Raw genomic sequence first — 16,357 nt, 5'->3', positions numbered from 1 at the left:
GTGCTTGCTTGGGGCGGCCCGGCGCTGCGCACGTCATCGTCCACAGCGATCAGTGCGCTGCGGCGGCCAAACTCGCATCGGGCTTGACGCTGCGCAGCAAGGCCAGCATGTCGGCCTCGATGCGATGCAGCGCTTCTTGCGTGTGGCCTTCAAAGCGCAACACCAGCACCGGCGTGGTGTTGGAAGCGCGTATCAGGCCAAAGCCGTCGGGCCAGTCGACGCGCACGCCGTCTATGGTGGAAATTTTGGCCGGGGCATCGAAATGCGCGGCCTTGATCAGCGCCGCGACCGCGGTGTGCTGCTCGCCTTCCTGACAGGCGACGTTGAGCTCGGGCGTGCTGAAGCTGGTCGGCAGGCTATTGAGCACGGCGCCGGCATCGGGCGAACGGCTGACGATTTCCAGCAGGCGGGCGCCGGCATAAGTGCCGTCGTCAAAACCGTACCAGCGCTCCTTGAAGAAGATGTGGCCGCTCATCTCGCCGCCCAGCGGCGCGTTGACTTCCTTCATCTTGGCCTTGATCAGCGAGTGGCCGGTTTTGTACATCAGGGCCACGCCGCCGGCCGCCTCGATTTCAGGCGCCAGGCGCTGCGAGCATTTCACGTCAAACAAAATCGTGCCGCCGGGCACGCGCGACAGCACGTCTCTGGCGAACAGCATCATCTGGCGGTCGGGGTAGATGTTCTGGCCGTCCTTGGTGACTATGCCCAGACGGTCGCCGTCGCCGTCAAAGGCCAGGCCCAATTCGGCGTCGCCGCTTTGCAAGGCCTGGATCAAATCCTTCAGGTTCTCGGGCTTGCTCGGGTCGGGGTGGTGGTTGGGAAAATTGCCATCGACCTCGCTGAACAGCTCGGTCACTTCGCAGCCCAGGGCGCGAAAGATGGCCGGGGCCGAAGCGCCGGCAATGCCGTTGCCCGAGTCGATGACGATTTTCATGGGCCGCGACAGCTTGATGCCGGAGACGATGCGCTCGCGGTAGTCGGCCTCGACGTTCACCTGACGCATCGCGGCAGGCTGGGCTGCCAGCGTCCAACTATCGGCCTCCATCACGCGACGCAGCGCCTGAATCTCTTCGCCGTAAATCGCGCGCCCGGCCAGCACCATCTTGAAGCCGTTGTAGTCCTTGGGGTTGTGGCTGCCGGTGACCTGAATGCCGGAGCGGGTCAGCGTGTTGGCGGCGAAATACAGCATGGGCGTGGTGACCATGCCCACATCCACCACCTCAACGCCGACGGCGGCCAGGCCACGCATCAGCGCGGCGCTGAGCGCCGGCCCGCTGAGCCGGCCGTCACGGCCCACGGCCACGGTTTTTTCGCCTTCTGCCAGCGCCGCCATGCCAAAGGCCTTGCCCAGGGCTTCGGCCATTTCTTCGTTGATGGTGGACGGCACCACGCCGCGAATGTCATAGGCTTTGAAAATGGCGGCATTGACTAGCATGGCAAGTTTTTCCAATAGTGAGACTGGATCGATTGTAGGCGGCAGCCCTTGCGTACCTCCGCCCAAAGCCGCTCAGGGACATGTCCGAAAACGGCTAGTTCACAGCAGCACCAGGCGTATCATTTCGCCATGACCACCGCAAACGCCCCACTGGCCGACAACGACTGCTACCTTGCCCTGAAGGCGCGGGACGCGCGTTTTGACGGCAGCTTTTTCACCGGCGTGACCTCCACCGGCATTTACTGCCGGCCGGTCTGCAGCGTGAAGGCGCCCAAGCGGGAAAACTGCCGCTTCTTTCGCCATGCGGCGCAGGCCGAAAGCGCCGGCTTTCGCCCCTGCCTGCGCTGCCGGCCCGAGTTGGCGCCGCACTCGGTGGTCTGGTCCATCCAGGACGCCTCCTACATCCTGGCGCACCAGGCCGCCAGGCTGCTGGATGAAACCGAAGCCTGGACGGACGCCGCGCCCTCGGTGGAAAAACTGGCCGCCCGCCTAGGCGTGAGCGACCGCCATGTGCGGCGGATTTTCGAAGCCCAGTTTGGTGTTTCACCATTGCAGTATTTGCAGACGCGGCGCCTGCACACGGCCAAGCAGTTGCTGGCCGACACCAACTTGCCCATCACCCAGGTGGCGCTGATCAGCGGCTACGCCAGCCTGCGCCGCTTTAACGCCGCCTTCCTGGACCACTACCAGCTCAACCCGACGCAAATGCGGCGCCAGGGCCCAGCCCGGCCCGGAGCGGCTGGCGAGGGCATCACCATAAGGCTGGGCTACCGGCCGCCTTACGACGTGGCGGCGATGCTGGAATTTTTCGGCAAGCGCTGCCTCAATGCTATTGAATTCATAGCTGGTAGCGGACAAGCACCGGGCCTGGGAAGGACATTTCGCATCGAATCCGGCGGCAAGGTGCATACCGGCTGGCTGCTGGCCAGTTTTGACGAGAGCCGCTGCCAGCTGGTGCTGCGCGTCAGCGATTCGCTGCGCGAGGTGCTGCCGCTGGTGATACGCCGGGTCCGCGCCCTGTTCGATCTGGACGCCGACCCGGCGGCCATCAACGGCGTGCTGCACGCGAGTTTTCCGGGCGGCGACGGCTTGCGCGTTCCCGGCGCACTGGACGGCTACGAACTGGCGGTGCGCGCCGTGCTGGGCCAGCAAATCACCGTGGCCGCCGCCCGCACCCTGGCGCAGCGCATGGTGGAGCGTTTTGGCGAAGCCCTGGAAACACCGTGGCCGCAACTGACGCGACTCTTTCCGGCACCCGCCGTGCTGGCGGCGGCCAGCGGCGATGCGCTGGGCCAGCTGGGCATCGTCAGGCAGCGCCAGGCCGCCATCGTCGGCATCGCGCAGGCGGTGGCCGACAAACGCCTGCAACTGCACAGCGGCGCCGACGTCAACGCCACGCTGGTCGCGCTCAAGGCCTTGCCGGGCATTGGCGACTGGACGGCGCAATACATCGCGATGCGCGCGCTGCGCTGGCCCGATGCATTTCCGTCCGGTGACGTGGCGCTGCACAAGGCACTGGGCGTGCAGGGCTTGAAGAACCCGGCGCGCGAGGCCGAAAAAGCCAGCGCCGCCTGGGCGCCCTGGCGCAGCTACGCCGTCATACGCGCCTGGAGCGGCACGCTGGGAGCGGCGGCCGACGGCTAGCGCCGCGACTCATGCGCTAATGGAATGAATCAGGCGCCGGGATTTCATTGGACGGAAAGGTTTTGCCAAGCCATCATCGCCAACCGATGAATCAAACTTGGCGTTTTTAAAAAGCACCGCACAGCGACCTAGCAACGACTTAAAACGCTACCAAATCCATAGCTTCTTGCGCCCATCCACAAAGGGCTACAGCCATAAAAAGCTTAAAAAAGCAGCTATCAGGCAACAGCCGCATCAAAGGTGATCATCATGAAATTCGACAAATCCATGGTTCAGACGACCTATCAAAGCCCGCTGGGGCCCATGATTCTGGCCGCCACCGACAAGGGACTGGCCGGGCTCTGGTTTGAAGGCCAGCGCCACCTGCCCACCGAACTCTCAGGCCAAGCCGGCAGCTGGCCGCGCAACGACGAGCATCCGCTGCTGCAGGAAACCTGCCGCCAGCTCAGCGAATATTTCGCCGGCCGGCGCAGCCATTTCGAGCTGCCGCTGGATCTGGCTTACGGCACGGAGTTCCAGCAGTCGGTGTGGCAGGCGCTGCTGGCCATTCCTCAGGGCGACACGGCCAGCTACGGCGAAGTGAGCCAGCGCATTGGCAAGCCGGCCGCGGTTCGCGCCGTCGGCGCCGCGGTCGGGCGCAACCCCATCAGCGTCATCGTGCCCTGCCACCGCGTGATGGGCAGCAACGGCTCGCTCACCGGTTACGCCGGCGGGCTGGAGCGCAAAACCGCCCTGCTCAAACTTGAGCATGCGCTTGAGGAGACACTGCTGTGAGCCAGCCATCTTCCGGTCTGACGGCGCCCCTTGCCGGCACGGCACTCAGCAGCCCCAAAAGCTGGATAGCCGATTTCGCCATGCTGGCCGCCATCTGGGGCTCCTCCTTCCTGTTCATGCGCATAGGCACGGTCGAATTCGGCCCGCTGCCGACGGCCGCCGTGCGCGTCGCCATTGCGGCGCTGTTTCTGCTGCCCATCGTCTGGCTGCGCGGCCTGATGCCCGAGCTGCGGAAAAACTGGAAACGCATTTTCTTCATAGGCGTGCTCAACTCCGGCATTCCCTTTGCGTGCTTTTCCTTTGCACTGCTGTCCATCACCACCGGGCTGTCGGCCATTCTGAACGCCACGGTGCCCATGTTCGGCGCGCTGATTGCCTGGGCCTGGCTCAAGGAGAAACCCAACGCCTCTCGCGTGCTGGGCCTGCTCATTGGTTTTGCCGGCGTCGCCATGCTGGCCTGGGACAAGGCCAGCTTCAAGCCCGACGCCTCGGGCGTGGCGCCGGGCTGGGCGGTGCTGGCCTGTTTGCTGGCCTGCCTGTGCTACGGCATTTCGGCCAGCTACACCAAGCGCTACCTGTCCGGCCTGCCGCCCTTGGTCACGGCCGCCGGCAGCCAGATAGGCGCCACCTTGGGCCTGGCCCTGCCGGCGCTGTGGCTGTGGCCGGCGCGCATGCCCAGCAGCAGCGCCTGGCTGGCCCTGCTGGCCGTCGGTGTGGTCTGTACCGGTGTGGCCTACATCCTGTTTTTCAGGCTGATTGAAAACGCCGGCCCGCAGCGGGCGCTGACGGTGACCTTTCTGGTGCCGGTGTTTGCCGTGCTCTATGGGCTGCTGTTCCTGGGCGAGTCGGTCACGCCGTGGATGATGGTCTGCGCCGGCGTGATTGTCTGCGGCACCGCGCTGTCCACCGGCTTGCTCAAACTCAAGCTGGGGCGCCAGGCCAAATAGCGCTCCGGGCCGTGGGGCAGCAACTACGACAATGCGCCTGCCACCACATTGATGCTGAGCGCCAGAATCAGCATATTGAAGCCAAAGGACAGCACGCCGTGTACCAGCGTGAGCCGCCGCATCTGACGCGAGGTGACCTGCACATCGGACACCTGTGAGGTCATGCCGACCACAAAGGCGTAATAGAGAAAATCAAAATAGTCCGGGTCCAGCCCGCCCGGAAACTGCAAGCCAGGCCCGTTCGGCTCCCGCTGCATTTCCTGCTGGTAGTAGCGGTGCGCGTAGCGGAAGGCAAAGATGGTCTGTATGAACAACCATGAAGCCACCAGCGCCACCACGGACAGCGCAATTTGCAGCGTGCGCTGCATGCCCGAAAAATCCTTGCTCTGCTGCATCATCACGGTGATGGCCGCCACGCAGGTCACGGTCGCCAGCAGCATCAGCAAAAAAAGCACCATGCTGGGTTCGTCCTGCGCCTGGGCGCGCTCACGCGTGCGTTCGGCGTCAAATCGCACGCACAGCCACCAAGCCAGGATCAAATAAAGGGCGATGCCCGCACTCCAGCCCAATAAGGCGCGAAACGGCCAGGCCAGGGGCAGTGGGACAGCCGCTATCACCAAACCAGCCAATAAACCGCAAGTCAGGCGCTGTGCGCCAGTGGTCTCAGAAAGATGTTTGCCCATGGCGCACATTGTGGCGCCTGGAAAACAAAAGCCGGGAATGAAAGACTGAAGCAGCCCGGCTCAGGCGCGCAACTTGCGCCAAAGCGTGGCCCGGCTGATGCCCAGCCGCTGGGCGGCCTCTGCCTGATTGCCTGCGCATTCCGAGAGCACGGTCTGCAAATGGGCTTTCTCCGTTTGCCGGGTGACCGCCTTGAGCTCGGTGGCGACTAACGCTGCGGCGATGGGCGGCCGGGGCTCCCAAACCACAAGGCGCGGTCCATGCAGCTCGGGAAGCAGGCGCTGCAAATCGTCCGGGCTGGGGATGCCGTGAAGGGCGATGCAGCCTATGGCCAGCCGTTCGGCGGCATTTTCAAGTTCCCGCACATTGCCTGGCCAGCTGTGGGACATGAACAGGGGCAGCACCGCCTTGATGATGTCGCGCGCCTCGTCTTGCAGGCCGGCACGTTTGAACGCGGCATCGAACAGCGTCACGGCCAGCAAGGCCAGATCTTCCGGGCGTTGCCGCAGCGGCGGGATCACCACCTGCAGGATGTTCAGGCGGTAAAACAAGTCTTGCCGAAACTGCTGCGCCCCCACCAAGGCCAGCAAATCGCGGTGGGTGGCGGCAATGACGCGCACATCGACGGGAATGGACTCGCGGCCGCCGACCCGCATGACCTCTTTTTCCTGCAATACACGCAAGAGCCGGGTCTGCAGCACCAGCGGCATCTCGCCGATTTCATCCAGAAAAATAGTGCCCAGGTGCGCCGACTCGAACAGGCCGGCTTTGCCGCCCCGGCGAGCTCCGGTGAACGCGCCGTCCTCGTAGCCGAACAACTCGCTCTCCAGCAGCGACTCGGTGAACGCCCCGCAATTGATGGCCAGGAAAGGTTCGGCGGCGCGCCGGCTGGCATTGTGAATGCCCTGCGCAATCAGTTCCTTGCCGGTACCGCTTTCACCTGAAATCAAAACGGTGGCGTCGCTGCGCCTGGCATAGGTCTCGCACAGAGTGATGAGTTGCTTCATGCGTGGAGATGCCGCCGCCACCTGTTGCAGGTGGTAACGTGCGTGGCGCGTCGTGATCTGCTGGTGCAGGCGCAAACGGCTGGTGACCTGCTCAACGTCACCCGAATCAATGACGGTTAGCACGGCGCCGGTTTGCACGCCTTGCTCAAAAACCGGAACCCGGTTGATGACCAGCGTGCGCTGACCGACCTGCTCCACACTGCCCAGGTCGGGCCAGCCCCGCGTCAGCACCGAGCCGGCGCGAACGGCCGGCAGCACCTCGCGCAGCGGCTTGCCCAGCCATTGCGCCATGGGGGTGTCCGGGCTGCCCGCCAGGCGCAGCATGGCCGGATTGACGGAGAGCACCTGCTGCTGCATATCTATGGCGACAACGCCGTCGCTCAAATGCTGCAACACCGCATCCAGCTGCGCATGACGCGAGGCCTCCACATGTTTGATACGGGCAATCTCCACGGCGTCCGAAAAAGCCTGGCGTGCCGAATCAGGGGCGTAGAGAAAAACGCCGTGCAGGCCCAGCTCATCGGCCAGGTTGGCGACCAGCCCCGGACCCACCACCACATCTATGCCCTGGGCCGCCAGCGCCCGGATGCAATCTCTGGCCTGGTCCGCCGTTTCGTAGGCGCGTTCCTGGATCCGCAAATCGAACAGCTGGATGAATTGGCTCAGTTCAGGCGCGGCGGTTTTATGGGTCACGATGGCGATGCGGTCCGACACCTGGCGCGCGCGCGTCAGGGCGGCCAGCAGGTCGAAGCCGCCGACCTTGAGCAGCACCAGGGGCAGCGCCAGATGCTGGCGCAAATAAGCCCCGTTGGAGCCGGCCGCCACAATCACATCGCAGCGTTCATGCCTTAAGCGCGCCTGAATCTCCTCCACCGCATCCGCAAAACCTTTGTTGATGATGTGGATGTCGGCCTGGGCTGAAAACTCCGGCGCGATGCTCCGAAAAATGTCGGTCAGACGATAGGCGCTCACCGCCCAGATCACGGGGCGGCTACTTGTGTCTTTAAGGCTCATAGGACTGTCCGGGAATGCTGAGGAGGTGCTCTGGATTATGGCGCCCATGTTTCAATTTTGAAAAATAAACCATATTTGCAACATCAAAAATGAAACATGCATCTCATCCAGCTTGAAGGCATAGAAAAATCTTCAATCAAATCAATGCTTTTTGTTCTTTTTCTCAAAAGCATCCGGCAGGCACACCTTTTGCGCTTAACGGGTAGCCTCTACCTGGAGGCGAGCCATTCAATAAGCATTAGGAGACCTGATATGAATCCAGTCATCACGCGTCGCGATTTCGGCACCTTGGCGGTTGGCGCCCTGGGCGCACTTGCGGCACCGGCCAGTTTTGCGCAAAGCGGCAGCTTCCCGACCAAGCCCATCAAGATCGTTGCCCCCTTTGCCCCGGGCGGCGGCACCGACTACATCGCACGCGTGATAGCCACCAAGCTGGGTGAGCGCCTGGGCCAACCGGTGATCGTAGAAAACCGTCCCGGCGCTGGCGGCAATCTAGGGACAGAGTTCGCACTCAAGTCGCCGGCAGATGGCTACACCTTGCTGCTGGTGGCGGGCAGCTACACCGTCAACCCCAGCGTCTACAAGCTCAATTTCAACCCCATCGCCGACATGACGCCGGTGATCCAGCTGTCTCGCGGCGCTTATGTGCTGGTGGTCAACGCAGCGGTGCCCGCCAAAACCCTGGCCGAGTTGCTGGAGCTGATGCGCAAGGAGCCCGGGAAAATCGCTTACGGCTCCAGCGGCCAGGGCGGCCATCTTCATATCGTGACCGAGTACATGCTGGACCTCGCCAAGGTCAAGGCCACCCATGTGCCTTACAAGGGCACCGGCCCTGCGGTCACGGACCTGATAGGCGGCAACGTACAGATGATGTTCGCGGGCACCGAGGCCGTGATGCAGCATGTCAAGGCGGGCAAGTTGCGAGCCCTGGCCGTCGGCACGGCCAAGCGGCTGGCCGCGTTTCCGGACATCCCCTCGGTGGCCGAAGCCGGCGTGCCCGGCTACGACGTAGTGGCATGGCATGGCCTGATTGCACCCAAGGGCGTGCCGGCGCCCATTATTGAGACCTTGAACCGTGAGATCAATGCGGCACTGGCATCCAAGGAAATGGAGGACAGGCTGGCCAACAATGGTGTGGGCACGGCAGGCGGTTCGCCGGCGCAGTTCGGCAGCTTGTTGCAGGCCGAAGTGGAGCGTTACGGCAAGGTGATTCGCCAGGCCGGCATCAAGGTGGACCAATGAGCACACCAACTTCCTTGCCACGCCTCTCCGCAGGCGCGGCCTTTCGCGCAGCGGTTGCCGATGCAGCGCCGCTCCAGATCGTCGGCGCCATCACGGCCTACACCGCGCGCATGGCCGAGGCCTGCGGCTTTCAAGCCCTGTATATCTCGGGCGGCGGCGTGGCCGCCAACTCACTGGGCATGCCAGACCTGGGCATCAGCACCATGGAAGATGTGCTGGTGGATGTGCGCCGCATCACCGACGCCACCACCTTGCCGGTGCTGGTGGACATAGACACCGGCTGGGGCGGCGCCTTCAACATCGCCCGCACCATACGCTCCTTCAGCAAGGCCGGCGCCGCCGCCGTGCATCTGGAGGACCAGGTCAGCCAGAAGCGCTGCGGTCACCGGCCGGGCAAGGAGTTGGTGGACACCGCCGAGATGGTGGACCGCATCAAGGCCGCCGTCGATGCCCGCACCGATGACAGCTTTGTGATCATGGCCCGCACCGACGCGGCCGCAACGCTGGGTCTGCAGGCCGCGATAGACCGCGCCTGCGCCTACGCCGAGGCCGGCGCCGACATGATTTTCCCCGAGGCCATGACCGAGCTGGCGATGTACGGCCAGGTCAAAAAAGCGGTGCAGCGGCCGGTGCTGGCCAACCTCACCGAGTTTGGCGCAACGCCTATCTTCTCGCTCGACGAGCTCCGCTCGGTCGATGTCGGCATGGCGCTTTATTGCTGCGGCGCCTACCGCGCCATGAATGCCGCAGCCCTGAATTTTTACCAGGTCTTGCGCCGCGACGGCCACCAGCGAGCGGCCATTCCGACCATGCAGACGCGGGCCGATCTGTACGACTATCTCAACTACCACGCCTACGAGCAAAAGCTCGATGCACTCTTTGCCTCCCAAAAATAAGCAGCACACCATGTCAGATTCCATCTCCAACGTCCGCCCCCAGCCCGACCAGGTGCTGGTCGATATCGCCGACTACGTCAGCCAATACATCATCGACAGCCCGCTCGCTTATGACACCGCGCGCACCTGCCTGATCGACACTCTGGGTTGCGGCCTCGAAGCCCTTGAATACCCGGCCTGCACCAAGCTGCTCGGGCCCGTGGTGCCCGGCACCGTGGTGCCCCACGGTGCCAAAGTGCCAGGCACGCAATTCCAGCTCGACCCGGTCGCGGCCGCCTTCAACATCGGCACCATGATCCGCTGGCTGGACTTCAACGACTGCTGGCTGGCCGCCGAATGGGGCCACCCCAGCGACAACCTGAGCGGCATCCTGGCCACTGCCGACTGGCTGAGCCGACAGGCCGTCGCGGCGGGCAAAAAACCATTGCCCATGCGCGACGTGCTCACAGCGATGATCAAGGCGCACGAAATCCAGGGCGTGATTGCGCTGGAAAACTCCTTCAACAAGGTGGGCCTGGACCATGTGGTGCTGGTCAAGGTGGCCTCCACCGCGGTGGTCGCACACATGCTGGGCCTGAGCCGCGACGAAATCATCAACGCGGTGTCGCTGGCCTGGCTGGACGGACAGGCGCTGCGCACCTACCGCCATGCGCCCAACACCGGCTCGCGCAAGAGCTGGGCCGCCGGCGACGCCACCAGCCGCGCGGTGCGCCTGGCACTGATCGCCAAAACCGGCGAGATCGGTTACCCGAGTGTGCTGAGCGCCAAGACCTGGGGTTTTTACGACGTGTCGTTCAAAGGCCAGCCCTTCAAGTTCCAGCGCCCCTACGGCAGCTACGTGATGGAGCATGTGCTGTTCAAGATCAGCTACCCGGCCGAGTTCCACAGCCAGACGGCGGTCGAGGCCGCGATGACGCTGCGCGGACAACTCGCCGCATTGAACAAGACCAGCGACGACATACAGCGCGTGACGATTCGCACCCACGAAGCCTGCCTGCGCATCATCGACAAGAAAGGCCCACTGAACAATCCGGCCGACCGCGACCACTGCATCCAGTACATGGTGGCGGTGCCGCTGATTCACGGTCGCCTCACCGCCGCCGACTACGAAGACCAGATCGCCGCCGACCCGCGCATCGATGCCCTGCGCGACAAGATCAGCTGTGTCGAGGACCCGCAGTTCACCAGGGACTATCACGACCCCGATAAGCGCAGCATCGCCAATGCCATGACGGTCGAGCTTAAGGACGGCACCGTGCTGCCCGAAATCGTGGTCGAGTACCCGATAGGCCACAAACGCCGCCGCGTCGATGGCCTGCCCCTGCTTGAAGCCAAGTTCCGCACCAACCTGGCACGGCGCTTTCCCAAGAAGCAGCAGGAACGCATCGCCGAGGTCAGCCTGGACCCGCAACAGCTTGATGCCATGGCGGTCAACGACTATGTGGACTTGTATGTGATCTGAGGTGGTTTCAGAAGGCGCCCGAAGCTAGGTACCGCCTCGGGCGTCGCATTGATATTCATTTGGCTCTGCGTACTCTGGCGTGCTGCGTCATCTGAGTTTGAAACGCATCTACCGCTTTGCTAAGCACTCAAAGCAGACATCTTGAGCGCGCGATGGAGTTTGCCGCTATGGGGCAAAGCCTATCGATGGGAAAGTGAGCATTTTTTGCCACCAAAACTGCTAGCAAAACCCAAACCGTGTAACGCAAAAACGAAAAAGCCGTTGCAATCAACTTGCAACGGCTTTCGTATTTTGGCGGAGCGGACGGGACTCGAACCCGCGACCCCCGGCGTGACAGGCCGGTATTCTAACCAACTGAACTACCACTCCTGGTAGATAGCGTTCGCTCTTTCGAGCCAAGTGCTAACTTCTTGTGCCTTGTCTTCGTGCATTGCTGCACAAAATCTTGGCGACCCTACGGGGATTCGAACCCCGGTACCTACCGTGAAAGGGTAGTGTCCTAGGCCTCTAGACGATAGGGTCAAAACCTTGGAACTTCCGGAGCAGGCTTTTTAAGACCTGCCAAAACCGCTTCAACTTTGTTAAGGATTGGCAGCGCAACTTGCTGATCAAACCCACTTCAAAGTGGAGGAATTAAAAAGAGCTTGCTTCCATTTTCATAGCAGCAAGCTCTTATGTACTGGCGGAGTGGACGGGACTCGAACCCGCGACCCCCGGCGTGACAGGCCGGTATTCTAACCAACTGAACTACCACTCCTGGTAGATAGCGTTTGCTCTTTCGAGCCAAGTGCTAACTTCTTGTGCCTTGTCTTCGTGCATCGCTGCACAAAATCTTGGCGACCCTACGGGGATTCGAACCCCGGTACCTACCGTGAAAGGGTAGTGTCCTAGGCCTCTAGACGATAGGGTCAAAACCTTGGAACTTCCGGAGCAGGCTTTTTAAGACCTGCCAAAAACTCTTCTAAAACTGTTCGACTTGGTGGAGGTAAACGGGATCGAACCGATGACCTCTTGCATGCCATGCAAGCGCTCTCCCAGCTGAGCTATACCCCCCTGTCGTTAATTACTTAACAACCTGTCGAGCCTCAAATTATAGCGACAAAATTCGGCCCTTTTGAGTTTTTCAAATTAAATTCAATTTATCGATCACTTTTTCTTTGGCCATGAGTTCCAGCGCCGCATCCAGCGAAGGGGTTTGCGGCGTTCCCATCACCAGTACGCGCACCGGCATGGCCAGTTGCGGCATCTTCAGGCCGGCATCCAGAAGCACCTGCTTGATCGCCGCAGCAATCGCCGCCTTGTTCCATTCGCAGCCCGCCAGGGCCTCGGCCAGCTTGGCCAGGGCGGGTCGTACCGCATCGGTCACATGGGTGCTGATGTCTTGCGCGCTCGGCTGTCCGCCCGTCACCAGCAACTGCAGCCAGCCGGCCAGCTCGACCAAGGTGCTGCAGCGGTCTTTGAACAAAGCACAGCCGCGTGCCAACCAGCTGGCATCCAGCCCCGTGACACCCAGGGTCGCCAAAAATGGCAGCACCAATTCGGCCAGCTTGTCGTCGGCCATGGCCTTGAGGTGCTGGGCATTGACCCAGCGCAGCTTGGCCTCGTCGAACTGCGCGGCGCTCTTGCCCAGGTGATCCAGGTTGAACCACTGCAGGAATTGCTCACGGCTAAAGATTTCGTCGTCGCCATGGCTCCAGCCCAGGCGTGCCAGGTAGTTCACCATGGCGTCTGGCAGATAACCTTCGGCGGCATACTGCGTCACCGGCTTGGCGCCGTTGCGCTTGCTCATCTTCTCGCCCTGCTCATTGAGCACGGTTGGCAGATGCGCATAGACCGGCACATCCTTGCCCAGCGCGCGGAAGATGTTGATCTGACGCGGCGTGTTGTTGACATGGTCGTCGCCGCGTATCACATGGGTCATGCCCATATCGATGTCGTCAACGACGACGCAGAAGTTATAGGTCGGCGTGCCATCGGGCCGAGCGATGACCAGGTCATCAAGCTCGTCATTGCTGATCTCGATGCGACCCTTGACCTTGTCGTCCCAGACCACGCTGCCACTTTGCGGGTTCATGAAGCGCAGCACCGGCTGCACGCCTGCGGGCACCGGCGGCAGCGTCTTGCCGGGCGCCGGGCGCCAGGTGCCGTCGTAGCGCGGCTTTTCCTTGGCGGCCATCTGCTTTTCGCGCAGGGCATCGAGCTCCGCCACACTCATGTAGCAAGGATAGACTTGGCCGGCGGCCTGCAATTCGGCCAGCACGGCCTTGTAGCGATCCATGCGCTGCATCTGGTAGAACGGGCCTTCGTCGTAGTCCAGGCCCAACCAGCGCATGCCTTCGATGATCACATCGACCGCTGCCTGGCTGGAGCGCTCCAGGTCGGTGTCTTCAATGCGCAAGATGAAATCGCCGCCGGTAGCGCGGGCAAAAGCCCATGGGTACAGCGCCGAACGGATGTTGCCAAGGTGAATAAAGCCAGTCGGCGAAGGCGCAAATCGGGTACGTGTTTTTTGTGTCATGCCAGAGTGTCCAGGCCGCGCGCGAGGTCGGCCTTCAAGTCGTCTATATATTCCAGCCCGACCGCAAAGCGGATCAGGCCCTGACCGATGCCGGCGGCCTGGCGCTGGACTTCGGTGAGGCGGCCGTGCGAGGTGGTCGCCGGATGGGTGATGATGGATTTGGTATCGCCCAGATTGGTGGCAATGCTCACCACCTGCGTGCTGTCAATCACGTGAAAGGCGTTGGCTCGCGCCGTCTCCGGGTCGCTGCCGCGCACGTCGAAAGACACCACGGCACCCCCTAAGTCAGATTGCTGACGCATGGCCAACTCATGCTGAGGATGCGAAGCCAGACCGGGGTAGTGCACACGCGCCACGGCGGGATGCGCCTCCAGCCACTGCGCGATGGCCAGCGCACTGGCGCTTTGCGCCAGCATGCGGATGCGCAGGGTTTCCATGCCCTTGAGCACGACCCAGGCATTGAAAGGTGCCAACACCATGCCTGCGGTACGCACAATGGGGCCGAACACATCGACGATCAGCTTGGACGGACCGCAAATCGCCCCCGCCATGACCCGACCCTGTCCATCAAGGTATTTGGTGCCCGAATGGATGACCAGGTCGGCGCCCAGTTCGGTCGGCCGCTGCAAGGCGGGCGAACAGAAGCAGTTGTCAACGGCCAGCAGAGCGCCACCCTCATGGGCAATATCGGCCAAGGCCCGGATGTCGCAGACCTCGGTCAGCGGATTGGTCGGCGTCTCGGCAAACAGCAGCTTGGTGGTCGGGCGCATGGCGGCGCGCCATTGTGCAATGTCGGTCTGCGAGACAAAGGTGGTTTCGACGCCGAACTTGGCGAACTCCTTGCCGAACAGATTGAGCGTCGAGCCAAACACCGACTGCGAGCACACCACATGATCGCCGGCCTTGAGCAAGCCCATGCCCATCATCAGAATAGCGCCCATGCCGCTGGACGCAGCAACGGCGGCCTCCGTGCCTTCCATGGCCGCCAGGCGCTGCTCGAAGCCGGCCACCGTCGGATTCGCGGTGCGGGAGTAAGTAAAGCCCTGCTCGGTACCGGCAAAGCGGCGCGCCGAGGTTTCGGCGTCGGGCTGGACAAAGCCGCTGGTCAGATACAGCGCCTCCGAGTTCTCGCCGTACTGGCTGCTTTCAATGCCGGCGCGAACGGCCAGTGTGTCGCGGTGCAAATTCTCAGGCAATTTCCTGGCGCTCATCATCAAACCTCTTCCGGGTTGGGCAGCGCCAGGCGGGAAACGTCCACGCCGCCCTCTTCGCTGGTGTCCACCCGCTGTGCATTCATTTTTTCAATGGTTTCAGGGGTGATGTCGCCGGTGATGTAAACGCCGTCGAAACAAGAGGCATCAAAGCCGTCCAGCTTGTCATTGAGCGCGCCGATGGCACGCTTCATGCCGTCCACGTCCTGGTAAATCAGCGCGTCACAGCCAATCGCCACGCGGATTTCCTCAACGCTGCGGTTGTGCGCCACCAGCTCGGCCGAGGTGGGCATGTCTATGCCGTAGACATTGGGATAGCGAACCGGCGGCGCCGCGCTGGCCAGGTAGACCTTGCGCGCGCCGGCGTCGCGCGCCATCTGCACGATCTCGCGGCTGGTGGTGCCGCGCACGATGGAGTCATCGACCAAGAGCACATTGCGGCCCTTGAACTCGCTGGCAATCACGTTGAGCTTTTGGCGCACGGATTTCTTGCGCACGCCCTGGCCCGGCATGATGAAGGTGCGGCCGACGTAGCGATTTTTGACAAAGCCTTCGCGGTAGGGAATGCCCAGCAGGTGCGCCAGCTGCGTGGCGCTGGGACGGCTGGACTCGGGAATCGGAATGATCACGTCGATCTCGTTGGGCGGCACCGTGGAGATCACGCGCTTGGCCAGCGTCTCGCCGAGGTTCAAGCGAGCCTGGTAGACGGAGATGCCATCCAGCACGGAATCGGGGCGTGCCAGGTAGACAAATTCAAAAATACAGGGCTTGAGCTGGGATTTCTCGGCGCATTGCTCGGCGTGCACCCCACCGTCCATGTCGACAAACACCGCTTCGCCAGGCGCAATGTCGCGCTCGAACTGGTGCGACGTGCCTTCCAGGGCCACCGACTCGCTGGCCACCATGACGGTTTTCCCGCCTTCATTTTCACCGTGGCCAATACACAGCGGACGAATGCCAAACGGATCGCGAAACGCCAGCAAACCGTGGCCGGCGATCAGCGCCACCACGGCGTAAGAACCCTTGACACGCTTGTGCACGCCACGCACCGCGGCAAACACATCGGCCGCCTTGAGCGGCAGGCCACGCGTGGTCTTCTCCAACTCGTGCGCCAGCACGTTGAGCAGCACTTCGGAGTCGCTGTCGGTGTTGATGTGACGGTGGTCGGTATTGAACAGCTCGGCCTTGAGCTCGGCCGCGTTGGTCAGATTGCCGTTGTGCGACAGCACCAGACCAAACGGCGCATTGACATAAAACGGCTGCGCCTCGTCCTCGCTGAAGGCATTGCCGGCGGTCGGATAACGCACCTGGCCCAGACCGACATTGCCCGGCAAGGCACGCATATTGCGCGTACGGAACACGTCGCGCACCATGCCCTTGGCCTTGTGCATGTAGAACTTGCGACCTTGCTGCGTCACGATGCCGGCGGCATCCTGGCCACGGTGCTGCAGCAGCAGCAAGCCGTCATAAATCAGCTGATTAACAGGGGCTTTGCTGACGACGCCGACTATCCCGCACATGGTATT

The 16,357-nt window shown here is 62.5% G+C and carries 12 protein-coding genes and 5 tRNA genes; 6 read left to right on the top strand and 11 right to left on the bottom strand.

The genetic code is table 11. The features are described 5' to 3' along the window. Window positions 1-49: 49 nt before the first annotated feature. A complete protein-coding gene (locus tag BM160_RS15700; protein ID WP_092007114.1) occupies window positions 50-1,435 on the bottom strand; it encodes a phosphomannomutase/phosphoglucomutase in 1,386 nt (461 codons plus the stop codon). 129 nt (window positions 1,436-1,564) lie between these two features. Here BM160_RS15700 and BM160_RS15695 point away from each other — a divergent pair, with 129 nt between their 5' ends. The 3 genes from BM160_RS15695 to BM160_RS15685 all read left to right on the top strand — a co-directional run bounded on the left by BM160_RS15695 (window position 1,565) and on the right by BM160_RS15685 (window position 4,800). Then, window positions 1,565-3,079, top strand: coding sequence for a DNA-3-methyladenine glycosylase 2 family protein (locus tag BM160_RS15695; RefSeq protein ID WP_092007113.1), 1,515 nt, complete (start codon window positions 1,565-1,567; stop codon window positions 3,077-3,079). A gap of 249 nt (window positions 3,080-3,328) precedes the next feature. Continuing rightward, window positions 3,329-3,853, top strand: coding sequence for a methylated-DNA--[protein]-cysteine S-methyltransferase (locus tag BM160_RS15690; RefSeq protein WP_092007112.1), 525 nt, complete (start codon window positions 3,329-3,331; stop codon window positions 3,851-3,853). A gap of 80 nt (window positions 3,854-3,933) precedes the next feature. Then, window positions 3,934-4,800: a DMT family transporter gene (locus BM160_RS15685; RefSeq protein ID WP_177219039.1), complete on the top strand. Its 867-nt coding sequence runs from the start codon at window positions 3,934-3,936 to the stop codon at window positions 4,798-4,800. A 23-nt stretch (window positions 4,801-4,823) separates the two neighbouring features. Here BM160_RS15685 and BM160_RS15680 read toward each other — a convergent pair whose 3' ends face one another. Continuing rightward, complete coding sequence (locus tag BM160_RS15680; RefSeq protein WP_092007165.1) at window positions 4,824-5,483, bottom strand: DUF1345 domain-containing protein; 660 nt, start codon at window positions 5,481-5,483, stop codon at window positions 4,824-4,826. 60 nt (window positions 5,484-5,543) lie between these two features. After that, window positions 5,544-7,502 (bottom strand): propionate catabolism operon regulatory protein PrpR, encoded by a 1,959-nt coding sequence (gene prpR / locus BM160_RS15675; protein ID WP_177219038.1) that lies wholly within the window; start codon window positions 7,500-7,502, stop codon window positions 5,544-5,546. 252 nt (window positions 7,503-7,754) lie between these two features. On the opposite strand from prpR, the gene BM160_RS15670 reads away from it, so the two are divergent. From BM160_RS15670 to BM160_RS15660, 3 genes are read left to right on the top strand one after another with little or no spacing between them, the layout of a single operon-like run. Further along, entirely contained in the window at window positions 7,755-8,744 is a 990-nt protein-coding gene (locus BM160_RS15670) for a tripartite tricarboxylate transporter substrate binding protein (RefSeq protein WP_092007109.1), read from the top strand. Beyond that, entirely contained in the window at window positions 8,741-9,640 is a 900-nt protein-coding gene (gene prpB, locus BM160_RS15665) for a methylisocitrate lyase (RefSeq protein ID WP_092007108.1), read from the top strand. Before BM160_RS15670 ends, prpB begins: the two co-directional genes overlap by 4 nt. Before the next feature lie 10 nt (window positions 9,641-9,650). Beyond that, on the top strand, window positions 9,651-11,102 hold the full coding sequence (locus BM160_RS15660) for a bifunctional 2-methylcitrate dehydratase/aconitate hydratase (RefSeq protein ID WP_092007164.1): 1,452 nt from the start codon (window positions 9,651-9,653) through the stop codon (window positions 11,100-11,102). A 292-nt stretch (window positions 11,103-11,394) separates the two neighbouring features. On the opposite strand, the gene BM160_RS15655 is transcribed toward BM160_RS15660, so the two are convergent. The 8 genes from BM160_RS15655 to purF form a co-directional block, all read right to left on the bottom strand. After that, window positions 11,395-11,471 (bottom strand) — tRNA-Asp (locus BM160_RS15655). A 77-nt stretch (window positions 11,472-11,548) separates the two neighbouring features. After that, a tRNA-Glu gene (locus tag BM160_RS15650) sits at window positions 11,549-11,624 on the bottom strand. A 158-nt stretch (window positions 11,625-11,782) separates the two neighbouring features. Beyond that, a tRNA-Asp gene (locus BM160_RS15645) sits at window positions 11,783-11,859 on the bottom strand. A gap of 77 nt (window positions 11,860-11,936) precedes the next feature. Further along, window positions 11,937-12,012: transfer RNA gene (locus BM160_RS15640), tRNA-Glu, on the bottom strand. 67 nt (window positions 12,013-12,079) lie between these two features. Continuing rightward, a tRNA-Ala gene (locus BM160_RS15635) sits at window positions 12,080-12,155 on the bottom strand. A 70-nt stretch (window positions 12,156-12,225) separates the two neighbouring features. Further along, window positions 12,226-13,620 (bottom strand): glutamate--tRNA ligase, encoded by a 1,395-nt coding sequence (gltX, locus tag BM160_RS15630; RefSeq protein ID WP_092007107.1) that lies wholly within the window; start codon window positions 13,618-13,620, stop codon window positions 12,226-12,228. Then, a complete protein-coding gene (locus tag BM160_RS15625) occupies window positions 13,617-14,834 on the bottom strand; it encodes an O-succinylhomoserine sulfhydrylase (protein WP_369821795.1) in 1,218 nt (405 codons plus the stop codon). Before BM160_RS15625 ends, gltX begins: the two co-directional genes overlap by 4 nt. Continuing rightward, window positions 14,834-16,351, bottom strand: coding sequence for an amidophosphoribosyltransferase (gene purF / locus BM160_RS15620; protein ID WP_092007106.1), 1,518 nt, complete (start codon window positions 16,349-16,351; stop codon window positions 14,834-14,836). The genes BM160_RS15625 and purF overlap by 1 nt, the downstream gene beginning before the upstream one ends. Window positions 16,352-16,357 lie beyond the last annotated feature (6 nt).

The sequence above is a fragment of the Polaromonas sp. OV174 genome (assembly GCF_900112285.1).
Classification (GTDB): Bacteria; Pseudomonadota; Gammaproteobacteria; order Burkholderiales; family Burkholderiaceae_C; genus Polaromonas.
The sequence above is the reverse complement of the archived record's forward strand: the minus strand, read 5'-3'. Positions and strand labels throughout refer to the sequence as shown.